Origin of the sequence: Marinimicrobium hydrolyticum, from assembly GCF_030848505.1 — a bacterium.
Taxonomy (GTDB): Bacteria; Pseudomonadota; Gammaproteobacteria; order Pseudomonadales; family Cellvibrionaceae; genus JAVDDU01.
In genome coordinates this window covers 111378-130173 of sequence record NZ_JAVDDU010000005.1, presented here as the reverse complement: position 1 = coordinate 130173, position 18796 = coordinate 111378, and the positions used below count along the sequence as shown (strand labels likewise).

At 55.9% G+C, this 18796-nt stretch carries 15 protein-coding genes; 5 read left to right on the top strand and 10 right to left on the bottom strand.

The features are described from left to right. Window positions 1-39 precede the first annotated feature (39 nt). Together purB and RBH33_RS10960 are read left to right on the top strand one after the other, a co-directional pair. A complete protein-coding gene (gene purB, locus RBH33_RS10965) occupies window positions 40-1422 on the top strand; it encodes an adenylosuccinate lyase (protein WP_306732233.1) in 1383 nt (460 codons plus the stop codon). A gap of 738 nt (window positions 1423-2160) precedes the next feature. Beyond that, complete coding sequence (locus RBH33_RS10960) at window positions 2161-3309, top strand: cupin domain-containing protein (protein ID WP_306732232.1); 1149 nt, start codon at window positions 2161-2163, stop codon at window positions 3307-3309. A gap of 368 nt (window positions 3310-3677) precedes the next feature. On the opposite strand, the gene RBH33_RS10955 is transcribed toward RBH33_RS10960, so the two are convergent. The 7 genes from RBH33_RS10955 to RBH33_RS10925 form a co-directional block, all read right to left on the bottom strand. Continuing rightward, complete coding sequence (locus tag RBH33_RS10955; protein WP_306732231.1) at window positions 3678-4523, bottom strand: fumarylacetoacetate hydrolase family protein; 846 nt, start codon at window positions 4521-4523, stop codon at window positions 3678-3680. A 200-nt stretch (window positions 4524-4723) separates the two neighbouring features. Beyond that, window positions 4724-5452: an SDR family oxidoreductase gene (locus RBH33_RS10950; protein WP_306732230.1), complete on the bottom strand. Its 729-nt coding sequence runs from the start codon at window positions 5450-5452 to the stop codon at window positions 4724-4726. A 6-nt stretch (window positions 5453-5458) separates the two neighbouring features. Further along, complete coding sequence (locus tag RBH33_RS10945) at window positions 5459-6661, bottom strand: UxaA family hydrolase (RefSeq protein WP_306732229.1); 1203 nt, start codon at window positions 6659-6661, stop codon at window positions 5459-5461. Then, window positions 6658-7005, bottom strand: a complete 348-nt coding sequence (locus tag RBH33_RS10940; RefSeq protein ID WP_306732228.1) for a UxaA family hydrolase — start codon at window positions 7003-7005, stop codon at window positions 6658-6660. The genes RBH33_RS10945 and RBH33_RS10940 overlap by 4 nt, the downstream gene beginning before the upstream one ends. Next, on the bottom strand, window positions 6992-8065 hold the full coding sequence (locus RBH33_RS10935; protein ID WP_306732227.1) for an aldo/keto reductase: 1074 nt from the start codon (window positions 8063-8065) through the stop codon (window positions 6992-6994). The genes RBH33_RS10940 and RBH33_RS10935 overlap by 14 nt, the downstream gene beginning before the upstream one ends. A 290-nt stretch (window positions 8066-8355) precedes the next feature. Continuing rightward, on the bottom strand, window positions 8356-9159 hold the full coding sequence (locus RBH33_RS10930) for an IclR family transcriptional regulator (protein WP_306732226.1): 804 nt from the start codon (window positions 9157-9159) through the stop codon (window positions 8356-8358). 25 nt (window positions 9160-9184) lie between these two features. After that, a complete protein-coding gene (locus RBH33_RS10925) occupies window positions 9185-10021 on the bottom strand; it encodes an amidohydrolase family protein (protein WP_306732225.1) in 837 nt (278 codons plus the stop codon). Between the two features lie 107 nt (window positions 10022-10128). Here RBH33_RS10925 and RBH33_RS10920 point away from each other — a divergent pair, with 107 nt between their 5' ends. After that, window positions 10129-10767, top strand: a complete 639-nt coding sequence (locus RBH33_RS10920) for a hypothetical protein (RefSeq protein ID WP_306732224.1) — start codon at window positions 10129-10131, stop codon at window positions 10765-10767. Here RBH33_RS10920 and fucP read toward each other — a convergent pair. After that, window positions 10764-12068: an L-fucose:H+ symporter permease gene (fucP, locus tag RBH33_RS10915; protein ID WP_306732223.1), complete on the bottom strand. Its 1305-nt coding sequence runs from the start codon at window positions 12066-12068 to the stop codon at window positions 10764-10766. The two genes, RBH33_RS10920 and fucP, sit on opposite strands and share 4 nt — an antisense overlap. 124 nt (window positions 12069-12192) lie before the next feature. Here fucP and lldD point away from each other — a divergent pair, with 124 nt between their 5' ends. Continuing rightward, window positions 12193-13386, top strand: coding sequence for an FMN-dependent L-lactate dehydrogenase LldD (gene lldD, locus RBH33_RS10910; protein WP_373568257.1), 1194 nt, complete (start codon window positions 12193-12195; stop codon window positions 13384-13386). 110 nt (window positions 13387-13496) lie between these two features. Continuing rightward, window positions 13497-14759 (top strand): endo-1,4-beta-xylanase, encoded by a 1263-nt coding sequence (locus RBH33_RS10905; RefSeq protein WP_306732222.1) that lies wholly within the window; start codon window positions 13497-13499, stop codon window positions 14757-14759. A 68-nt stretch (window positions 14760-14827) separates the two neighbouring features. Here RBH33_RS10905 and RBH33_RS10900 read toward each other — a convergent pair whose 3' ends face one another. After that, window positions 14828-15697 carry a diguanylate cyclase gene (locus RBH33_RS10900; protein WP_306732221.1) on the bottom strand — a complete coding sequence of 290 codons (870 nt, stop codon included), beginning with the start codon at window positions 15695-15697 and terminating at the stop codon, window positions 14828-14830. A 300-nt stretch (window positions 15698-15997) separates the two neighbouring features. Next, complete coding sequence (locus RBH33_RS10895) at window positions 15998-18433, bottom strand: glycoside hydrolase family 94 protein (protein WP_306732220.1); 2436 nt, start codon at window positions 18431-18433, stop codon at window positions 15998-16000. Window positions 18434-18796 lie beyond the last annotated feature (363 nt).

The window sequence follows — 18796 nt, the reverse complement described above, 5'->3', positions numbered from 1 at the left end:
CTTTTTTCGTCCCCGAACCATAGACAGCAAGAGACCCCCATGGCCGCTCCCAATCTTGATCAGCTTTCCGCTCTTAACGCCGTTTCCCCCATCGATGGCCGCTACGGCAGCAAAACCGCCTCACTGCGCGCTGTGTTCAGCGAATTCGGCCTGATTCACTGCCGCGTCGCGGTCGAGGTGCGCTGGTTGCAACGCTTGAGCGAGCACAACGAGATTGCCGAAGTGCCCGCCTTCAGCCCTGAAACCCACCAACAGCTCAACGCCCTGGTGGACAACTTCAGCGAAGCCCAGGCCCAGGAAATCAAAGACATCGAACGCACCACCAACCACGACGTAAAAGCCGTGGAATATTTCCTGAAAAAACAATTCTCCGGCAATGCCGAGCTGGAAGCCGTTCTGGAGTACGTGCACTTCGCTTGCACCAGCGAGGACATCAACAACCTGTCCCACGCGCTGATGCTAAAAGCCGGGCGCGAACAGATGCTGGCCCAGGGCCAGGAGATTGTGGATGCGCTGGCCAAGCTGGCCCACGACTACGCCGCCGACCCCATGCTCTCGCGCACCCACGGCCAAACCGCCTCCCCCACCACCGTGGGCAAGGAAATCGCCAATGTGGTCGCGCGCCTGCGCCGTCAGTTGGTGCAAATTCAGCGAGTGGAGCTGATGGGTAAAATTAACGGTGCCGTGGGCAACTACAACGCCCACCTGGCCACCTACCCAAACATCGATTGGGCCGCCAACGCTAAAACCTTTGTGGAAGGCCTGGGCCTGGTGTGGAACCCCTACACCACTCAGATCGAACCACACGATTATATCGCCGAGCTGTTCGATGCCATCGCACGCTTCAATACCATTTTGATTGATTTTGATCGCGATGTTTGGGGCTATATCTCTTTGGGTTACTTCAAACAAAAAACCATCGCTGGCGAAGTGGGTTCTTCCACCATGCCCCACAAGGTTAACCCCATCGACTTTGAAAACTCCGAAGGCAACCTGGGCCTGGCCAACGCGATTTTTACGCACTTGGCGCAAAAGCTACCCATCTCCCGCTGGCAGCGTGACCTGACTGACTCCACAGCACTGCGCAATATGGGTGTGGGTTTTGGCTACAGTCAGATTGCCTACGCATCGACGCTGAAAGGCATCGGCAAGCTGGAAATTAACCGCGCCCGTCTGGCGGAAGATTTGGACAACGCTTGGGAAGTTTTGGCTGAACCGATTCAAACGATTATGCGTCGTTATGAAGTGGCCGAGCCTTACGAAAAGCTCAAGGCTCTCACTCGTGGTCAAACCATCAACCAACAGGTACTGAACGATTTTGTCGATGGCTTGGATATTCCCGAGGAAGCCAAGCAGGCCATGCGAGCTCTGACACCGGCTAATTATGTAGGTAATGCGGAAGAACAGGCGAAGAAGATTTAACGGCTTGTTTTAAGCCTATAATTCTTCGTCATTCCCGCGTAGGCGGGAATCCAGGAATTTAGCCATAACTGTTGATTTGGGCTCTCCATTCGAGGATTCGAGTAGACCTGAGAGTGGGACCGGTGGGGTACGCTATTCCGGAAACGCAGTGAACACATCCATGTGGCTCCCGCGCGTCATCCATGACGCGAGGGTTCCGGAATAGCGTACCCCACCGGCCCCTGGTGCCAATAGAGCGTTTAGAATATTTCCGGAGTTAGCTTTAATCTAACTAAGAATGGATCCCCGCTTTCGCGGGGATGACGAATTAAAAACTCCTACTCCGTCATTCCCGCGTAGGCGGGAATCCATGAACGAGACCACCACGCTGGAATCTGGTATTGAGGCGGATGCGGGGTGGAAAAGAGCTCGGAATCTGAAACTACCAGGGACGTGTAGGGTGAGTGTTCAGCAAGCCTCAAAAGAGGGACCTTTCGGCCGGCGCCCCGGTGAGGCAGTCCCCATGGACGACTCACAGGGAAGTGAGGAGTGTCCCGAAGCGCCGGGAGCGCGTAGGGATAGGGTTCACGACGGTTGCTGAACACTCACCCTACATGCCCCGAGGACTTGCTTACGAAGCAGTCAGTCTGCACTTTGGATTGACGTATTATCCAGCTGCACCAAAACTCACCGTCTCGTAATAGTCAATTTGTCTCTAAAGACATTTTCACCACCAAGAATTCGCCTCCAGGAGTAGCCATGTCCTCACCCCTAACCCACCTCGGTGATTTGTCCATTCAGGATTTCCTCCGCGACTACTGGCAAAAAAAACCATTGTTGATTCGTGGTGCATTTGTAGATTTTGAGTGGCCACTGGATGGCGACGAGTTAGCGGGATTAGCGCTGGAAGAGGAAGTAGAATCACGCCTAATTTTAGAAAACGGAAAAAATCCCTGGGAATTGTGGCGAGGACCTTTTACCGAAGAACAGTTCGCTGAACTGCCGCCCTCACACTGGACCCTATTAGTTCAAGCGGTTGATCAGTGGGTACCGGAAGTGCGCGAACTGCTGCAACGCTTTCGCTTTCTACCCGATTGGCGCCTGGACGATGTAATGGTCAGCTACGCGCCGGACCAGGGCAGCGTAGGTCCGCACTTTGACTTTTACGATGTGTTTTTATTACAAGGCGCAGGCAAACGGCGTTGGCGTATTGGTCAAACCTGCGACGACACCACTCCCTGCCGGGATGACACACCCTTAAAAATTGTCACGCAGTTTGAAACACAGGAAGAATGGCTGCTGGAACCGGGCGATATGTTGTACATCCCCCCCGGCGTCGCCCACTGGGGCATAGCCGAGGGTGAATGCCTCACCTACTCCGTCGGCTTTCGTGCGCCCAGTCATGGAGAAGTACTGAGTGAACTCGGGCCGGAAATTGCTGAGACGTTGAGTGATGCCCTGCGCTATAGCGATGCCGATCTGAAACCTCAAGCCAACCCCGGCTATATAGACCCCAGTGCCATTAATCACTTGCAGGAGATTCTGCAAAAACACCTTACGCCAGAGAATCTACTGCGCTGGTTTGGTGGTTATATGACTGAACCCAAATACCCGGAGCTAGAGTATCAACCGGAGCGTACTTTCGAAGCGGCAGACTGGCAGAACGATCAAGCAATTTTGGAGCGGAACCCCGCGGCGCGCTTTGCGTATTTTCCAAAAGGAGACGACCAGAGTTTGTTGTTCGTGGACGGCTTGGCCTACCCCTGCCCGCTACCATTAGCGGAATGCCTGTGTGCGCACTGGGAATTTTACGGGCCGGTTTTGCAAACACTCAAGGCGCAACCAGACCCAGATGATTTGGTGACGCAGCTATTGAATCAGGGTTCACTGGTGTTGCTAGAGAAGTAATTATGGGCACGTCATTCCCGCGAAGGCGGGAATCCATGGTGAGGTTGGCACTATAACGTTCGTAAAAGCTGGATCCCCGCGTTCGCGGGGATGACGGGTAAAGAGGCGCATTCCGCCCGGCATTCCATTATCGCCCCTTCGTGATTCATGGGCCACTTTTCAGCCGAACCCTTTTGTCATTCCCTCCCTCCGTCATCCCCGCGAAGGCGGGGATCCAGGCTTATGGGCCCCCGCTTGTGCAGACGTTAAAAAGGAGGAGTAGCGCCCGTGGATCCCCACTTTCGCGGGGACGACGAAATAATGCGGGGTTGACGCTCCTTTGCTCGTCATTCCCGCGAAGGCGGGAATCCAGCGTTTTAAAAGTAGTCCTAATCAGCTTGTACAACTTTCTGTTTCTGCACACCCAAACCTTCCACACCCAACTCCACTTCATCGCCGGGCTGTAAATAAACGGGCGGCTTCTGCCCCATACCCACGCCGGGCGGTGTTCCGGTGGTAATGATGTCGCCAGGTTGCAGACTCATAAATTGGCTCAAGTAGTGCACCAGAAAATGCGGGCCGTAGACCATCTGTTTGGAAGAACCGTTTTGGAAGGTTTTGCCATTTACTTTTAGCCACAGGGACAGGTTGAGTGGATCGGGGACTTCATCGGGCGTCACCAGCCAGGGGCCGATGGGGCCGAAGGTATCGCAGCCCTTGCCTTTGTCCCATTGACCGCAGCGCTCCAACTGAAAGCTCCGCTCAGAGACGTCGTGCACCACGCAGTAACCGGCAATGTATTCGCCCGCCTCCGCCTCGCTCACGTAACTGGCACGCTGGCCGATCACAATGCCCAGCTCCACTTCCCAATCCAGCTTTTCGGAATTGCGCGGGCGAATCACATTGTCATTGGGGCCACAGATAGCGCTGGTGGCTTTCATGAATACTACCGGCTCGTCCGGAATTTTTGCACCCGTTTCTTCGGCGTGATCAGCGTAGTTTAAGCCGATGCAAAGAAACTTGCCCACTCGGCCGACACAGGGTCCGATGCGGCCGGGTTCTTTGACAACGGGCAAAGATTCAACATCCAGTGCAGCGATTTTCTTTAGACTCTCGGGGCTCAACGCTTCTCCCGCAAGATCCGGCACCACGCCGGACAAATCCCGTACCTGACCCTGAGTATCCAACAGACCTGGACGCTCTTGGCCATCCGCGCCGTACCGTAATAATTTCATGTTTGTTCCTCAAATTTGTTCAGCCAACCCAAAGGGCAACTGACCTAGTAAGTGTTTAACAGGCCGTTGAAAAACGTTTTCGAGACAGGCGATGCAAGGCAAAAACAGGCGAAAAAGCGGAGTTTATGTGCAATAAATGAGCATTTTGAGCCTGTTTTTAACGCCGCAGCGGCAACGCAGGTAGTTTTTTTAACAGCCTGTTAGTTGCTCCAGCCACCATCGATTACATGCACAGTCCCGGTCGTAAACGCGGATTCATCACTAGCCAGATACAGCGCCAACTGCGCAATTTCTTCGGCTTTGCCGAGGCGACCCATGGGTTGCCGCGCCACAAAGGCCGCGTGTGCTTTGTCGTAATCGCCTGTAGCGCGCAAGCGCTCTTCCAGGGATGGAGTTTCCACCGTGCCGGGGCATATGGCGTTGCAGCGAATGCCGTGCTGCACAAAGTCCGCCGCGACCGCTTTACTAAGCCCGATCACCGCTGCCTTGGTGGTGCCGTAAGTAAAGCGGTTGGGTACGCCTTTGATGGAGCTGGCGACCGAGGACATGTTGATAATGGAACCGCCACCGCGCTGAATCATACCGGGCAAAAACGCTCGCATGGTCCGATAAATGGCGGTTACGTTCAAGTCCAGGGAAAATTCCCAATCCTCTTCGCTGCAGTCCAACAAAGTGCCGTTGTGTACAAAACCCGCGCAGTTGAACAACACATTCACCGGCCCAATATCTTCGCTAAGCTGAATGATGCCTTCAGCGTCTCGCACGTCCAATACCCGGGTTTCACAACCGGTTAAATCGGCCAACGCATCGGCGTTGATGTCGGTGGCGATCACTCGGGCACCTTCGCGGGCGAATAGCTCCGCGGTGGCCCGGCCTATGCCCTGCCCCGCACCGGTAATCAAAGCGGTTTTATTCTGCAATCTAGCCATGGTTGTTTATCCTATTTGACGCACAGGCAAGCACGCTGGCCCGAGCGGTTCAAAGGCTTTATAAGTGAGAATAAATTCCTGGTGGCCCAACGCTTCGGAGCAACTGGGCTCGCCTTGTGCGAGGGAAATAACACGTTGGTAAATTTCCTCCCCCACTTCATCCAGTGTCGCTTCGCCATTGAGAATGCGACCAGCATCGATGTCCATATCTTCGGACAGCCGACGATAGGTATCGGGGTTGGCGCACACTTTAATGACCGGAGAAATGGCTGATCCCACCACCGAACCACGCCCCGTGGTGAACAATATCAGGTGGCAACCGCAGGCGATCATTTCAACAATTTCCGCGTTGTCGGAAATATTGGGAAAACCAAAACGCGGTTCGCCATCGGGTACTACATCCAACAAATAAAGACCGCCCGCGGGTGCCTGATCGCCAGGCTTTAGCAAACCACTGATAGGCGACGAGCCAGATTTTGAGTAAGCGCCCATGGATTTTTCTTCCAGAGTGGTTAGCCCGCCCTCGGCGTTGCCCGGCGCAAAACTGCCAAAGCCCATGGTGCGGTAATAACTCTCAGCTTTGGCCACGCAAGCGCGGATTTCTTCCGCCAAATCGGGTGTTACGGCGCGCTCGGCCATAATGGTTTCGCAGCCTATCAACTCACCGGTTTCTTCAAAAATGCAGGTGGCGTCGTCGGCCACCAAATGATCAAAACAACGACCCACCGCGGGGTTGGCGGTAATGCCGCTGGTGCCGTCGGAACCGCCACAAATGGTGCCCACCACCAGCTCACTGACCGCCATGTCGGCGCGGGGCGCTTGATCCGCTTCAGCGCGTAACCGGGCCACGGCGTCCAGACCGGCGCGCATGGTACTGAGCGTACCGCCCGCTTCCTGAATCACCAATAACTCGGCGGGACGACCGCTTGCACGGATATCCGACAGGAGCTGTTCACGATTCATGCTTTCGCAACCGAGCGATACCAACAAGGCGGCACCCACATTGGGATGGGTGCAAATGGCGGACATCATGCGGTAGGCGTATTCGTTGGGGAAACAACCGGGAAAGCCGATCAGGTGCACTTCTGAATCGTTGGCGCCATCCACAATGCGGCGACTCACATGGTGCGCGCACTCCACCAAATAAGCCACCACCACCACATTGCGAATGCCCTTGCGGCCATCTTTACGAACATAGGCATTAATCATGGCTGTGGTTTCCCTTGGTTGGGCGAACGATCGCGCGAATGGCTGGCGATGTAATCGCTTTTCATATTATGCATATGCACGTGTCCGCCGGGCGGCACCGCGTGCGTGATTGAACCAATGGGAGCGCCGTATTTAAGCACTGTATCGCCGGGCTTTAGCGCCTGACGAGCGATCTTATGGCCAACCTGGATGGCATCGGTTGCGCTCACCGCCACCTGATCAATCATCAAAATATCGCCCGGGGCGATAGCGCTGATACAAACCAGTACTGTGTCGTCTGGATGCAGCAACAAAGTCTGAGCGACCGAGGACGACTTACCATCGGGCTTTTCAGTGGGAACCATGATTACGACTACCAAGGTTTGTGGATTCGGGTGTAGGTGCTGATGGGTGTAAAAGCCCTTCCGCACGCAAAGTTTGCCAAAGTTCGGCCGGCAAGGGCCAGTTCATCAATTCCACCGCTCGGGTAACTTCCTCGGCATTCGCCAGGCCGGCCAGAACGGAACACACTTGAGGATGCGCGGCGGGAAACTGAAGTGCAGCCGCTGCCAGGGGCACATTCAATTGCCGACAAACGGCTTCGATGCGCGCCACGCGGGTAATGACTTCCTCCGGGGCGGGTTCGTAGTTGTAATGGTGTGGGCCGGGACCACTAACGCCAGTGGCCAAAATGCCGGAATTAAATGGCCCCCCCAAAATGACCGAGGCGCCGCGCTCGGCACACAGAGGCAAAAAAGTTTCCACGGCGCCCTGCTCCAATAAGGTGTAACGCCCCGCCAACAAAAAGCCATCAAACTCACCGTATTCCAAAGCCTGGGCACAAATCTGCCATTCGTTGGCGCCCAACCCGAGGGCGCCCACCAGGCCGGAATCTCTCAGCTCAACCATGGCCTTGTAACCGCCGTCCATAAACTCGCGCCAGCGCTGTGGGTGTTGTTCACCGTGAGTGACTTCGCCCAGATCGTGCGCCAGCAGAATATCCACATGCTCCCGCCCGAGCCGCGCCAAGCTGGCTTCAAAGGAGCGCATGACGCCGTCGTAGCTGTAATCAAATACCGGTTCCAGTTTTGGCGCGTCGGCGAAGCCGTGACGCACAGCGTCCGTCTCTTGCTCAGCCAACGGCTCCAACAAACGGCCTACCTTGGTGGACAGCACCGGAGTCGCATGGCGAGCTTTTAGGGCAGCGCCCAAGCGCGTTTCGCTCAGACCAAAACCGTAATGGGGTGCGGTATCAAAATAGTCCAGCTCGGAATCCAGAGCACAGTGGACCGCTTGGCTGGCCGTGCTCTCGGTGACCGCTCGATACAGGTTGCCAATGGGCGCAGAACCAAAACCCAGCAGGCTGGTAAACACGTCGCTGCGACCGAACTGCCGCTTACGTTTATGGTTCTCTTCCCCTGTCACAGACTGCTCCAACGACGCGTTTTTATAATTGAAAAGCTGATCGCCAGTAAAAACGACTTTGACTTTTATGTCAACCACTTTCACTGTTTGGTGGATCAAACTCCTGCGCTCACCAGGCCCCAAATTCAGAACGAGGCACTACCCTAGTACGATAAAGTGGCAAAGCGCAGAAACCATAGTACGCCGATCACCGACGAATGCAGAGCGGCGGGCTGGTGATGGTGGAATGAGAAAAGATGGAGAGCCCTCCAGGGAGCTCAAAAGCTCCCGGAGGTGAAGGTTGGATAGCGCTATTCGCCGTTCAACTGGCTGGCAATTCGCGCGGAGGCGTCGTGCAGTTTTTCAATGACTTCTTCGGCGGTAGCCGGTAGCGGTTTGGAAATGATGAAAGGTACGATTAATGCCGCCACGGCACCCTGAGCACCCAGCACAGGCACACACAGGTCGGTAACGCCATCCACGAACTTACTGGGTGTGCGTACGTAACCCTGCTCCACGGCGGCTTTTGATTCGGCCACAAAGCGCTCCAAGCGCTCGGGCTCGCTGCTGGAGGCCAAGCGCTCTAACCACACGCCCTTCTCCGTTTCCGGCTGATAACCGAACAGCATTAGGCCCGACGCGGCGTCCACCATGGGACGCCGGTATCCAATCCGTACGGCAAAACCCAAGTCCCGAGGGCTTTCAATTCGGGCTACCACCACCACTTGATCGCCGGTCGGCACTACCAAGTGGCAGGACTGACCGATGGCGCGGCTAAGGTCGTTCATTACCGGCAGCGCAGCGTCCAACAAGGTACGATTCGCCGTTTGCGCCATACCTAGAGCGAACAATTTGTTGGTTAGCTCGTAGCCTTCGCGCCCTTCGGCGGGAGCGATGTAGCCCCGGTATTCCAAAGCCAACACCATGCGGAACAGCTCGCTCACCGAACGCCCCAAACTGGTCGCCATTTGCGAGGTGGTTAGCGAGCCGCCCTGGGACGCCAGAAGCTCGAGAATGTCCAACCCCTTTTCCAAAGCAGGGGCCCGATATTTACGGCCATTTTCTTCCGAGTCGCTCGTATCCGTCGCTGCCGTTTTATTTTTTCCTGTGGCCATAGGTTGTTCTCACACAAGGTTGTTCTTAAGGTTTTATCCGATACACCCGTCGGGCCGTGCCGTGCATAATGTCACTACGTTCGTGCTCCGACAATGAAGCCAACAAAGGCTCGGTCAAACGCAGCCAGCGGCGATAACCGCCTTCCAGGTTCACCACTGGCCAATCGCTCCCCCACAACAAACGTGAAGGTCCAAACAGCGTTAACAGCTCCTCAACCCAGGGCTTCAATTCCGTCAGTCCTTGATCGGGCGCCGCCTCCGTCACCAATCCTGAGAGTTTACAGTAAATATTACGCCTTGCTGCAATCGCAGCTATCTCATCCCGCCATGGCTGCCAAGTGCCTTCAGCAATAGGCGGCTTGGCGGCGTGATCGAGAATAATGGTCAAGCGGGGGAAGCGGGCCGCGAAACGGCCAAGAAACGGCAGGTGACGGGTGTATACCAAGGCGTCAAAGCTCAGGTTGTTGGCAATCATGGCATCGACGGCGGGTGCCAGTGCCGGATCATCAATCCAATCGTCCTCAGACAGCGCCTGGAGCATTGGGCGCAGGCCCTTTAGCTTCGGATGACGAGCCAATCGCTCAATGCGCTCGGCGGCATTGGGCGCCTTAAGATCCACCCACCCCACAACGCCGCGCACAAACTCGTGCTGATCCGCCACCGCCAACAGGTAATCCGTGTCCGCATCGCTGGGCTGGGACTGCACCAGCACGGAACCCACCACCCCCAACGGACGAGCCTGAGCCTCTAACTCACTTACGTCAAAATCGCGATAAATCGCCTCCAACTCTGGCGTCGGCCATTGGCACTCGGGCCGGCTCAATTCCCAGCAATGTTGGTGGGCATCAATAATGTCCGTCATGCGATAGACCTCCGGCGGCTGAAGGCACGTTCTCTCGACCCATTTGAACCTCGACTTCGGACGCGGTAGCGTTGTGATCTTATCGCGAGAATAAGGAGTACGCGCCCATGGAATACGTTGCGCCCATCAGTAGCGCCATTATGGCCCTTGTTTGGGTCGTTTATTTTCAGCTGTTTTTTCTACAATACAAACGCAACAATCGCCCCTATCTGGTGATCCATCACGCTCAGGATGAAATGCCCGATGCGCTGTGCCTGTTGGTCAATATGGGCGAACAACCCGTGCATGTTCTTTGTGTTCAGGCCATTGCCTACCCCCGCAACGGAACCCCCAAATCATTTACGGTCACTGAGTACGAGCGCGTAAACCCGGCGCAAAAAGATATCCAGCAGGTGCTCCGGCAGGGCCCACTTCAGCCGGGCGGGTATCTGGTACTCGGCTCCTTTCGCAACATCGTGCTCGGGCGCCAAAGCTCCGAAGAGCACTCTGGTTACTTACTTGAAGACTTTGAACGCCTGGAAATTAGAGCCGCAGTGATTCACGGTCCCTCCAAATTTCCCGTTGGCGCTCGGCGCCTGTTTTATTTCCATCACCAGGATGGCACCCGTGTCTATCCACAAAATATTCATACCGAACAGCTGATCCGCCGACAGGACCTGCGCACGGTGCGCACCTGGGTGGAGGATGAGCTTAACCCCAAGCGCACTGGCGGCCAGGAGTCGGACTATTCAGAGCAAGCTCATTAACTCACCGCTGCCGACGGCGCAGCGTCCGCCACTTCATTGGCGCGGGCAACTGACTTGGAGCGGCTCAAACTGGCTTTGGCAAAAGCAGCGATCACCAGGAAGCACACCAGGGGCACCACCACGGCCACGTTAATAGAGGTAATGTCGGATACGCCCCCCATCAAAGCGGTCAGGGCCGCGCCGCCGACAATGGCCATGATCAGCAGCGAGGCACCAGCCTTGGACTGCTCGCCCAGGCCGCGCAGGCTCAAGGCAAAAATGGTCGGGAACATCAGCGACATAAAGAAGCTGGTAGCCGCCAGCGCCAGCATACCAGTCAGGTTGGGCGAGGCCATAGCCACCGCGCACAGCACTACGTTAATGCCAGCAAACAACAACATAATGGCCGCCGGGCGGAATTTGCTCATCAGGGCCGTGGCCACAAAGCGCCCGATCATAAAGGCCACCAGGGACCAAATCAGAAAATCCGCCAGAGCTTTTTCACCCGTGCCGGGCAAGGCCATTTGACCGTAGCGAATCATATAGCTCCAGATGCACACCTGAGCACCCACGTAGAAAAACTGCGTGATCACACCGAACATAAAATAGCGGTTGCGCACCAACTGGCGGTAATCTTTGGCCTTACCCACGCCAGCGGACTCGGTAGCCACTTGCGGAAATTTGGTGAACCAAACCATCACCGCCCAAAATATCACCACACCCGCCAGCACCAGGTAGGGCCCCTGCACGGCACGCGCTTCGGAGGTATAAAAGGCGTCCAGCTCGGTGGCGGTCATAGCAGCCAGTTCGGCGGCCGTGGGCTCCACGCCGGAGAGGATGAACAGTTTGCCAATCACCACCCCGGAAATCACACCCAAGGGGTTAAAAGACTGGGCCAAGTTAAGCCGCCGCTCCGCGGTATCCGGATTGCCCATAGCCACAATCAAGGGGTTGGCGGACGTCTCCAAAAACGCCAGGCCGCTGGCGATCACAAACAGGGCAAACAGGAAGAAGCGATATTCGTGCATCTCCGCGGCCGGATAAAACAACAGCGCACCGACGCCGTAGAGCAACAGCCCCAGAATCACCCCGGATTTGTAACCAAAGCGCTTCATATAAAGCGCCGCCGGAATGGCGAAGCAGAAATACCCCATGTAGAAAGCCGATTGCACTAAGCCGGAGGCAAAGTCGGTGAGGGAAAACGCCTTTCTGAAATGACCGATAAGAATATCGTTTAAGTTGTTGGCTACACCCCAGAGGAAAAAGAGGCTTACGATCAACATTAGAGGGAATAACATCGTGCTTTTATTATGGGTGCTCATCTAACCTCCGAAGGTGCAAGCAAAACGGCCGAAGCCGGCGTTTCAAACCTGATCGACCTAAACTCAAACGACTGTATACCACAGCATTGATTTATATGTAAAATGTAATTTATCTATAAAAGATATGCACCCGCTGGCCATTTACGCCAACCATAACCAAGGCCCAATCATGATTCTCGCCAATATTGAGGACTACCGAAGGCTAGCACAAAGGCGCCTGCCCCGGTTCCTGTTCGAATACATCGACGGCGGCGCCTTTGGCGAAGCCACCCTGCGAGCCAATACCGCCGACCTGCAAACCATCCGCCTGCGCCAGCGTGTATTGCGGGACCTCTCGAACCTGGACACCAGCACCACCTTGTTCGGACAAAAACTGTCCTTGCCGCTGATCCTGGCCCCGGTGGGCATTGCCGGCCTAAACGCCCGACGCGGCGAAGTTCAGGCCGCCCGTGCGGCGGAACAAGCCGGAGTCCCTTTTTGTTTATCCACCGTCTCCGCCTGTGCGCTGGACGAAGTGCGGGCCGGTACTCAGGCTCCGTTTTGGTTCCAGTTGTACATGATGCGTGACCGGGGGTTTTTGCGGGAAATCCTCGCCCGCGCGCGGGAGTCCGGAGTGGAAACACTCTTATTCACCGTGGATATGCCCGTCCCTGCGACCCGCTACCGGGACATACGTTCCGGCCTTTCCGGGGGCAGCCCTGTGGCCCGCAAATTGCGCCGAGTCGGCCAGGTGCTGACCCGCCCACGCTGGGCCTGGGACGTGGGCCTGATGGGGCGTCCCCACAACTTGGGCAACATAGCGCCGGTGCTGGGCGACCGCGCAGGAGTGGACGAATTCTGGACCTGGATGGGCAAGAACTTCGACCCCAGTGTGACTTGGCAAGACATAGACACCATTCGGGCCGAATGGCCGGGGCAATTTGTCATTAAGGGCATACTCGACCCGGAAGACGCCCGCCAAGCCGCCAACCTGGGCGCCGACGGCCTGGTGGTGTCCAACCACGGCGGGCGCCAGTTGGACGGTGCCCCCAGCGCCATCTCCGCCCTGCCCCGCATTGCCGACACCGTCAAAGGCGAATTGACCTTGCTGATGGACAGCGGCATTCGCAGTGGTCTGGACCTGGTGCGGGCTTTAGCATTGGGCGCGGATGCTGGCATGATTGGCCGGCCTTGGGTGTATGGTCTGGCGGCCCGTGGGGAGCGAGGCGTGAGCGAAGTCATTGCCTTGTTCGAGCGCGAAATCCGTGTCGCCATGGCGCTAACCGGTAGCACTCGCATAGCGGATGTAGGGCCTGAAATCCTCTGGGACGCTTCCTAGCATCTCGGTGTTTCCGTAATCAGCAAGCCTTCGGTGGTCTGCCGGGGAGTTTGTAAATAACCTGGAACCAACGTAACCTAGTAGTCTGATTAACAATAAGGAGACACCCCATGTTCAACTTGTCCGGCAAGTTCATTAGTCTTGCCCTGGTTGTTCTACTGGCAACAACTGGCTGTAGCAGTTCCAGCAACGACCCCATGCCGCCCCCACCTACACCGCCAACTACTACGCCTCCGGCGGATGATGACACGAATCAGGATCAGGACCCCGAACCTGAGGCAGTCCCGGCTGCCGAGCTGGACTTTGAGCACCTGTACGAGCTGGCAGGCTTCCCCATTGGTGTGTCTGTGGACGGCCAAAACGGTATGCCCCCACAAGCCGAACGACCCGTAATTGAAAAGCACTTTAACCAGTTGACTGCCGGTAACATTATGAAAATGAGTTACCTGCACAACAACTGGGACGTTTATACGTTCGATAATGCCGACCGACTCGTGGAATACGCTGCTGAGAATGATATGACCATGCATGGCCATGCACTGGTTTGGCACTCCTGCTATCAGGTACCGGCCTGGGCTAGAAACTTCGAAGGTGATAAAGAAGACTTTTTAGATCGGGTGTACGAGCACGCCGAAACCGTTGCCAGCCACTATGAGACCAACTACGCCGGCACAGTTGTTAGCTGGGACGTGGTCAACGAGGCGTTTCAGGGCAATGGGGCCTATCGTGACCCAGTCCAAAACTGCAACTCTAATGGAGAAGGCTCAGTGTTTGGTTACCATGCCGAAGGGCCTGAGTTTATAGAAGCAGCCTTTAGAGGCGCCCGCGCCGGCGCACCCAGCGCAGACCTGTACTACAACGACTTCAACCTCGTTCCCAATGGGGCGAAATTGAGAGGCGGGGACGATACGCCGGGTGTACTGGGCATGCTGGATGACTTTCTCGAGCGGGACGTGCCCATCGACGGCATTGGCTTCCAGATGCACATCTATATAGGTTGGCCCAGCATTAGCAATATCCGCGAGGCTTTTGAACAGGTAGTTGAACGCGGACTGAAGGTAAAAATAACCGAGCTGGATGTCGCCGCCTATAACCCCTACGGCGGTGAATCCTTCGAACCGTACACGCAGGAACTGGCCGACCGGCAAAAGCAGCGCTACTGTGAAATCGTTGAGGCCTATATGGATGTGGTACCCGAAGAACAACGCGGCGGCTTTACTGTCTGGGGCGTATCCGACGACAACACTTGGCTGACGGCCCTCAGCCACTTTAGTTCCGGCAACCCCTGGCCGCTACTGTTTACTGGAGATCTGGAGCCCAAACCCGCCATCATGGGTGTAGCGGACGCCTTGCGCGGGCGCCCCTGTTCCTAGCGAATTAAGGGAGTGGGTTTACTTGAGCGGGCGAACCGGTAGATCGGTTCGCCCGTTTTGCATTTCAACTACAGCGAATCCAGATCCAACCATAACTCTTCCCGATCAACGGGCGTTTCCGGCGGCAGGGTTGGATTTTCCAGCTGAAAGGTCAGTCGCTCTTGCAAGTTGGCCAGCTCCAAAACGCTCTGCACCATGGGGCTACCAAAAAACAACTCATCAAAGCGACCATTGGCAATTGCCAGGCTTAACCCGCGCTCAAGATCCTGAGCCAGTTGCTCATTCGCCTTACTAACAAATAAGTAGAACGGCATCCGGTACACCAGCATCACACGGCGCTCTACTGCCAGATCCAAGTGCGAGCGCGCCGGCACCTCTGACCAGGGCTCTTGAACCCCGCGTGGGAAGGCATCAAACCGGCCCCCATCCACCATGTAAAACAAGCTGTCGAACTTGTTGGCGGTGACCACCTCAAGGCCGTTGTGACGAAGGATTTCCGTGTCGGCCCAGGTGGTGCCCTGCCCAAAGCTGATCTGCTTTAAGTCCTCAAAGGTCTCAACCCGGTTAAAGCGTGCCTGGCTGTCTTTGTGGATAATAAAAATGCGGTGGCCCAACAGCCCCTTGTACAGGGGAATACGCACCGGCCGCAGAGCATCCTCCATCTCCTGATTGGTGGCCGCCCACATAATACTTAAGGCGCCGCTGGCCACCTCTTCAATGGTCCGCGCCTGGGTTTGCTCGCCAGCTCGTATTTCGATCTGATAATTGTGGTCAATTTCGCTCAGCGCCAGCTCTAACGCGGCGTAAGCGTATTTCCCATTGTCATCCAACGGTTGATTGAGGTGAATCACTTGAGGTTGGGCCCAAAGCGGCGATGCAACAAATGCGGTAAGGACCAGACAAGCACAGCGTGCCAGTTGGCGGGTAAAGCTAACCATGGAAGCCTCCTCGGTTGAGTGTATCCATGCAAGACGGGGCTCATCCATAATTGGCGCGTATTTCATCTTTCTCACAGTGTAACCTACCCCGTGGTATTGAGCCACAGTGGTGCACGAACTTTACAGTATCTTTACAACGCGTACTCACTACGGGCAATCAGAAAGCATCAGAGGGCTGCAGAGCGCAAAAGAACAGGAAAAGCGAGGCAGAGCCGAAGGAAAACGGGAGGATAGAAAAAGACAAAAAAAAGCGCGGCCCACATCCCTGTGGTGCCGCGCTTTTCCGCAACGCTCTGGTGTTTAGCCGAGTGTTACGACCACTTCGTGAGTCTTACCCGCTTCCAGAACCGGCAGCACATGACCTTCCACCGGTTGACCGTTTACGGTTACCGAGGCTACGCCGTGGCTGACTTTATTCGGGTTACGCACTTCAATGTTGTAGCGTGCACCACGGAAGCTGCGGGTAACCTTAAAGCCGTCCCAATCGCTGGGAATGGCCGGGTTCACGGACAGGCCCTGGTAGTCCGGCTTAACACCCAGGATATACTGAGTAATGGCCGCGAAGTTCCAGGCAGCGGTACCGGTCAGCCAGGAGTTTTTCGCTTCACCTGGCTTAAAGGCGTCCTTACCGGCAATCATCTGCGCGTATACGTAAGGCTCTACCCGATGCAGGTCACTGATCTCTTCCAGGTACGCTGGGCAGATCTTGCGGTAGTATTCAAACGCCTGGTCACCACGGCCCAACTGCGCCTCGGCGATCATGATCCAAGGGTTGTTGTGGCAGAAGATACCGGCGTTTTCCTTGTAACCGGCTGGGTAGGTGGAGATTTCACCGTACTCAATGTAGTACTTGGTAAAGGCTGGCTGCTGCAGCACGATACCGTAAGGTGAATCCAACCACTCTTTTACCGAGTTCATGGATTTTTCTACCATGCCCTCTTCCTGACCGATACCGGCCATGCCGCAGAAGCCCTGGGATTCGATGAAGATCTTGCCTTCCTCGTTCTCCTTGCTGCCCACTTTGTTGCCGTAGTAGTCGTAAGCGCGCAGGTACCAGTCGCCGTCCCAGCCGTGGGCTTTGACCGCTTCGATCATGTTGTCCACGTGCTTCTGAGCCGCGTCGGCTTCATCGTTGTTGCCAATTTCCCGGCACAGCTTGATGAACTCTTTACCGTACAGCACAAACAAACCGGCAATCATCAAAGACTCAGCGGTTTTGCCGGTCTTGTTGCCCGTGGTTTGGAAGGACTCGTTCGGGTCCTCAGAGAAGCAGTTCAGGTTCAAACAGTCATTCCAGTCCGCGCGGCCAATCAAGGGCAGATTGTGCGGGCCCAGGTTGTTGACCGTGTGGTAGAAGGAGCGCTTCAAGTGCTCAAAGTGACTGGTGGCCTTGCTCTCGTCGTTGTCGTAAGGCACCTGCTCATCCAGGATGGAGAAATCGCCGGTTTCCTTGATGTAATCCGTAGTGGAGAGAATCAACCACAGGGGGTCATCGTTAAAGTTACCGCCAATGGCGTTGTTACCGCGCTTGGTCAGCGGCTGGTACTGGTGGTAGGCAGAACCGTCTTCAAACTGGGTGGCGGCGATATCCAGAATGCGCTGCTTGGCCCGCTCCGGCACCTGGTGCACAAAGCCGATCAAATCCTGGTTGGAGTCGCGGAAGCCCATGCCCCGGCCAATGCCGGATTCAAAGAAGGAGGCACTGCGGCTCATGTTGAAGGTCACCATGCACTGGTACTGGTTCCAGATGTTAACCATCCGGTCCAGGCGCTCGTCACCACTGTCGAGTTGGTAAGTGGACAGCAGGTTGGCCCAGTAATCTTTCAGCTTGGCCAGCTCCGCCTCAACCTTCTCAGCGGTATCAAAACGGGCCATCACGGCTTTGGCGGGGTCTTTGTTGATCACGCCTTTGCTTTCCCACTTCTGCTCCGGCGGTACTTCGATGTAGCCCAGCACAAAAATGAACTCGCGCTCTTCGCCCGGCGCCAGATCCACTTCCAGGTAGTGGGAAGCGATGGGTGACCAGCCGTGCGCGATGGTGTTTCGCGGCTTGCCTTCCATCACCGCGTCTGGGCGGTCAAAGCCGTTGTACAGGCCCACAAAGGATTCGCGATCGGTATCAAAACCCTGCACCGGCGCGTTTACGGAGTAAAAGGCGTAGTGGTTACGGCGCTCTTTGAACTCGGTTTTGTGGTAAATGGCCGAACCTTCCACTTCCACCTCACCGGTGGAGTAGTTGCGCTGGAAGTTGGTCATGTCGTCTTCAGCGTTCCACAAACACCACTCCGCGTAGGAAAACAGCTTCAGGCTCTTGGGCTGATCAGAGGTGTTCTTCAGCTTCACCTTCTGAACCTCGGCCCAGGTACCCAGGGGGATGAAGTAGAGGGCTTCCGCCTCAACGCCATTGCGGGCGCCGGTAATGCGGGTGTAGCTCAGGCCGTGACGGCAGCTGTACTCGTCCAGATCCGCTTTAACGGGCTTCCAGCCGGGGCTCCACACGTCGCCACCGTCATTGATGTAGAAGTACTTACCGCCATCGTCCACCGGCACATTGTTATAGCGGTAGCGGGTCAAACGGCGGAACTTGGCATCCTTATAGAAGGTGTAACCACCCGCGGTATTGGACACCAGGCTGAAAAAATCCTCGTTGCCCAGGTAGTTGATCCAGGGATAAGGGGTCTTGGGATCGGTAATTACATACTCACGAGCAGCATCGTCAAAGTGACCAAATTTCATTGGGAGCTCCGTTGTTTTTGTAGGGCAGTGCTGGGCGGCCTTCCCTGTCGAGAGTGGCCTTGGGATAAAAGGTGGGCATTCTAGCAAGTTACTGGCGGTTTATTAAGCGGGGGGAGAGAGAAAAACCGGGGGCCAGGGGCCGGTTTTTGTGTGGTTTTAGGGGTATTTGGGGAGCTTGGAGGGGGTGGCTGGGTTATAGTCTTTTGGACCACTCATGGGTGGGCTTGGTTACACCGGTCTTTGGAAATCAGTGGGTTACGAACGTTCGAAACACCAAACCGGTTCTGATACCCCGTTACATGCCTTAGTGGCCGCAGAAAAGTAACCAGCCGCCCATGACCAGAAGGGGCTACCGCCCCAGAT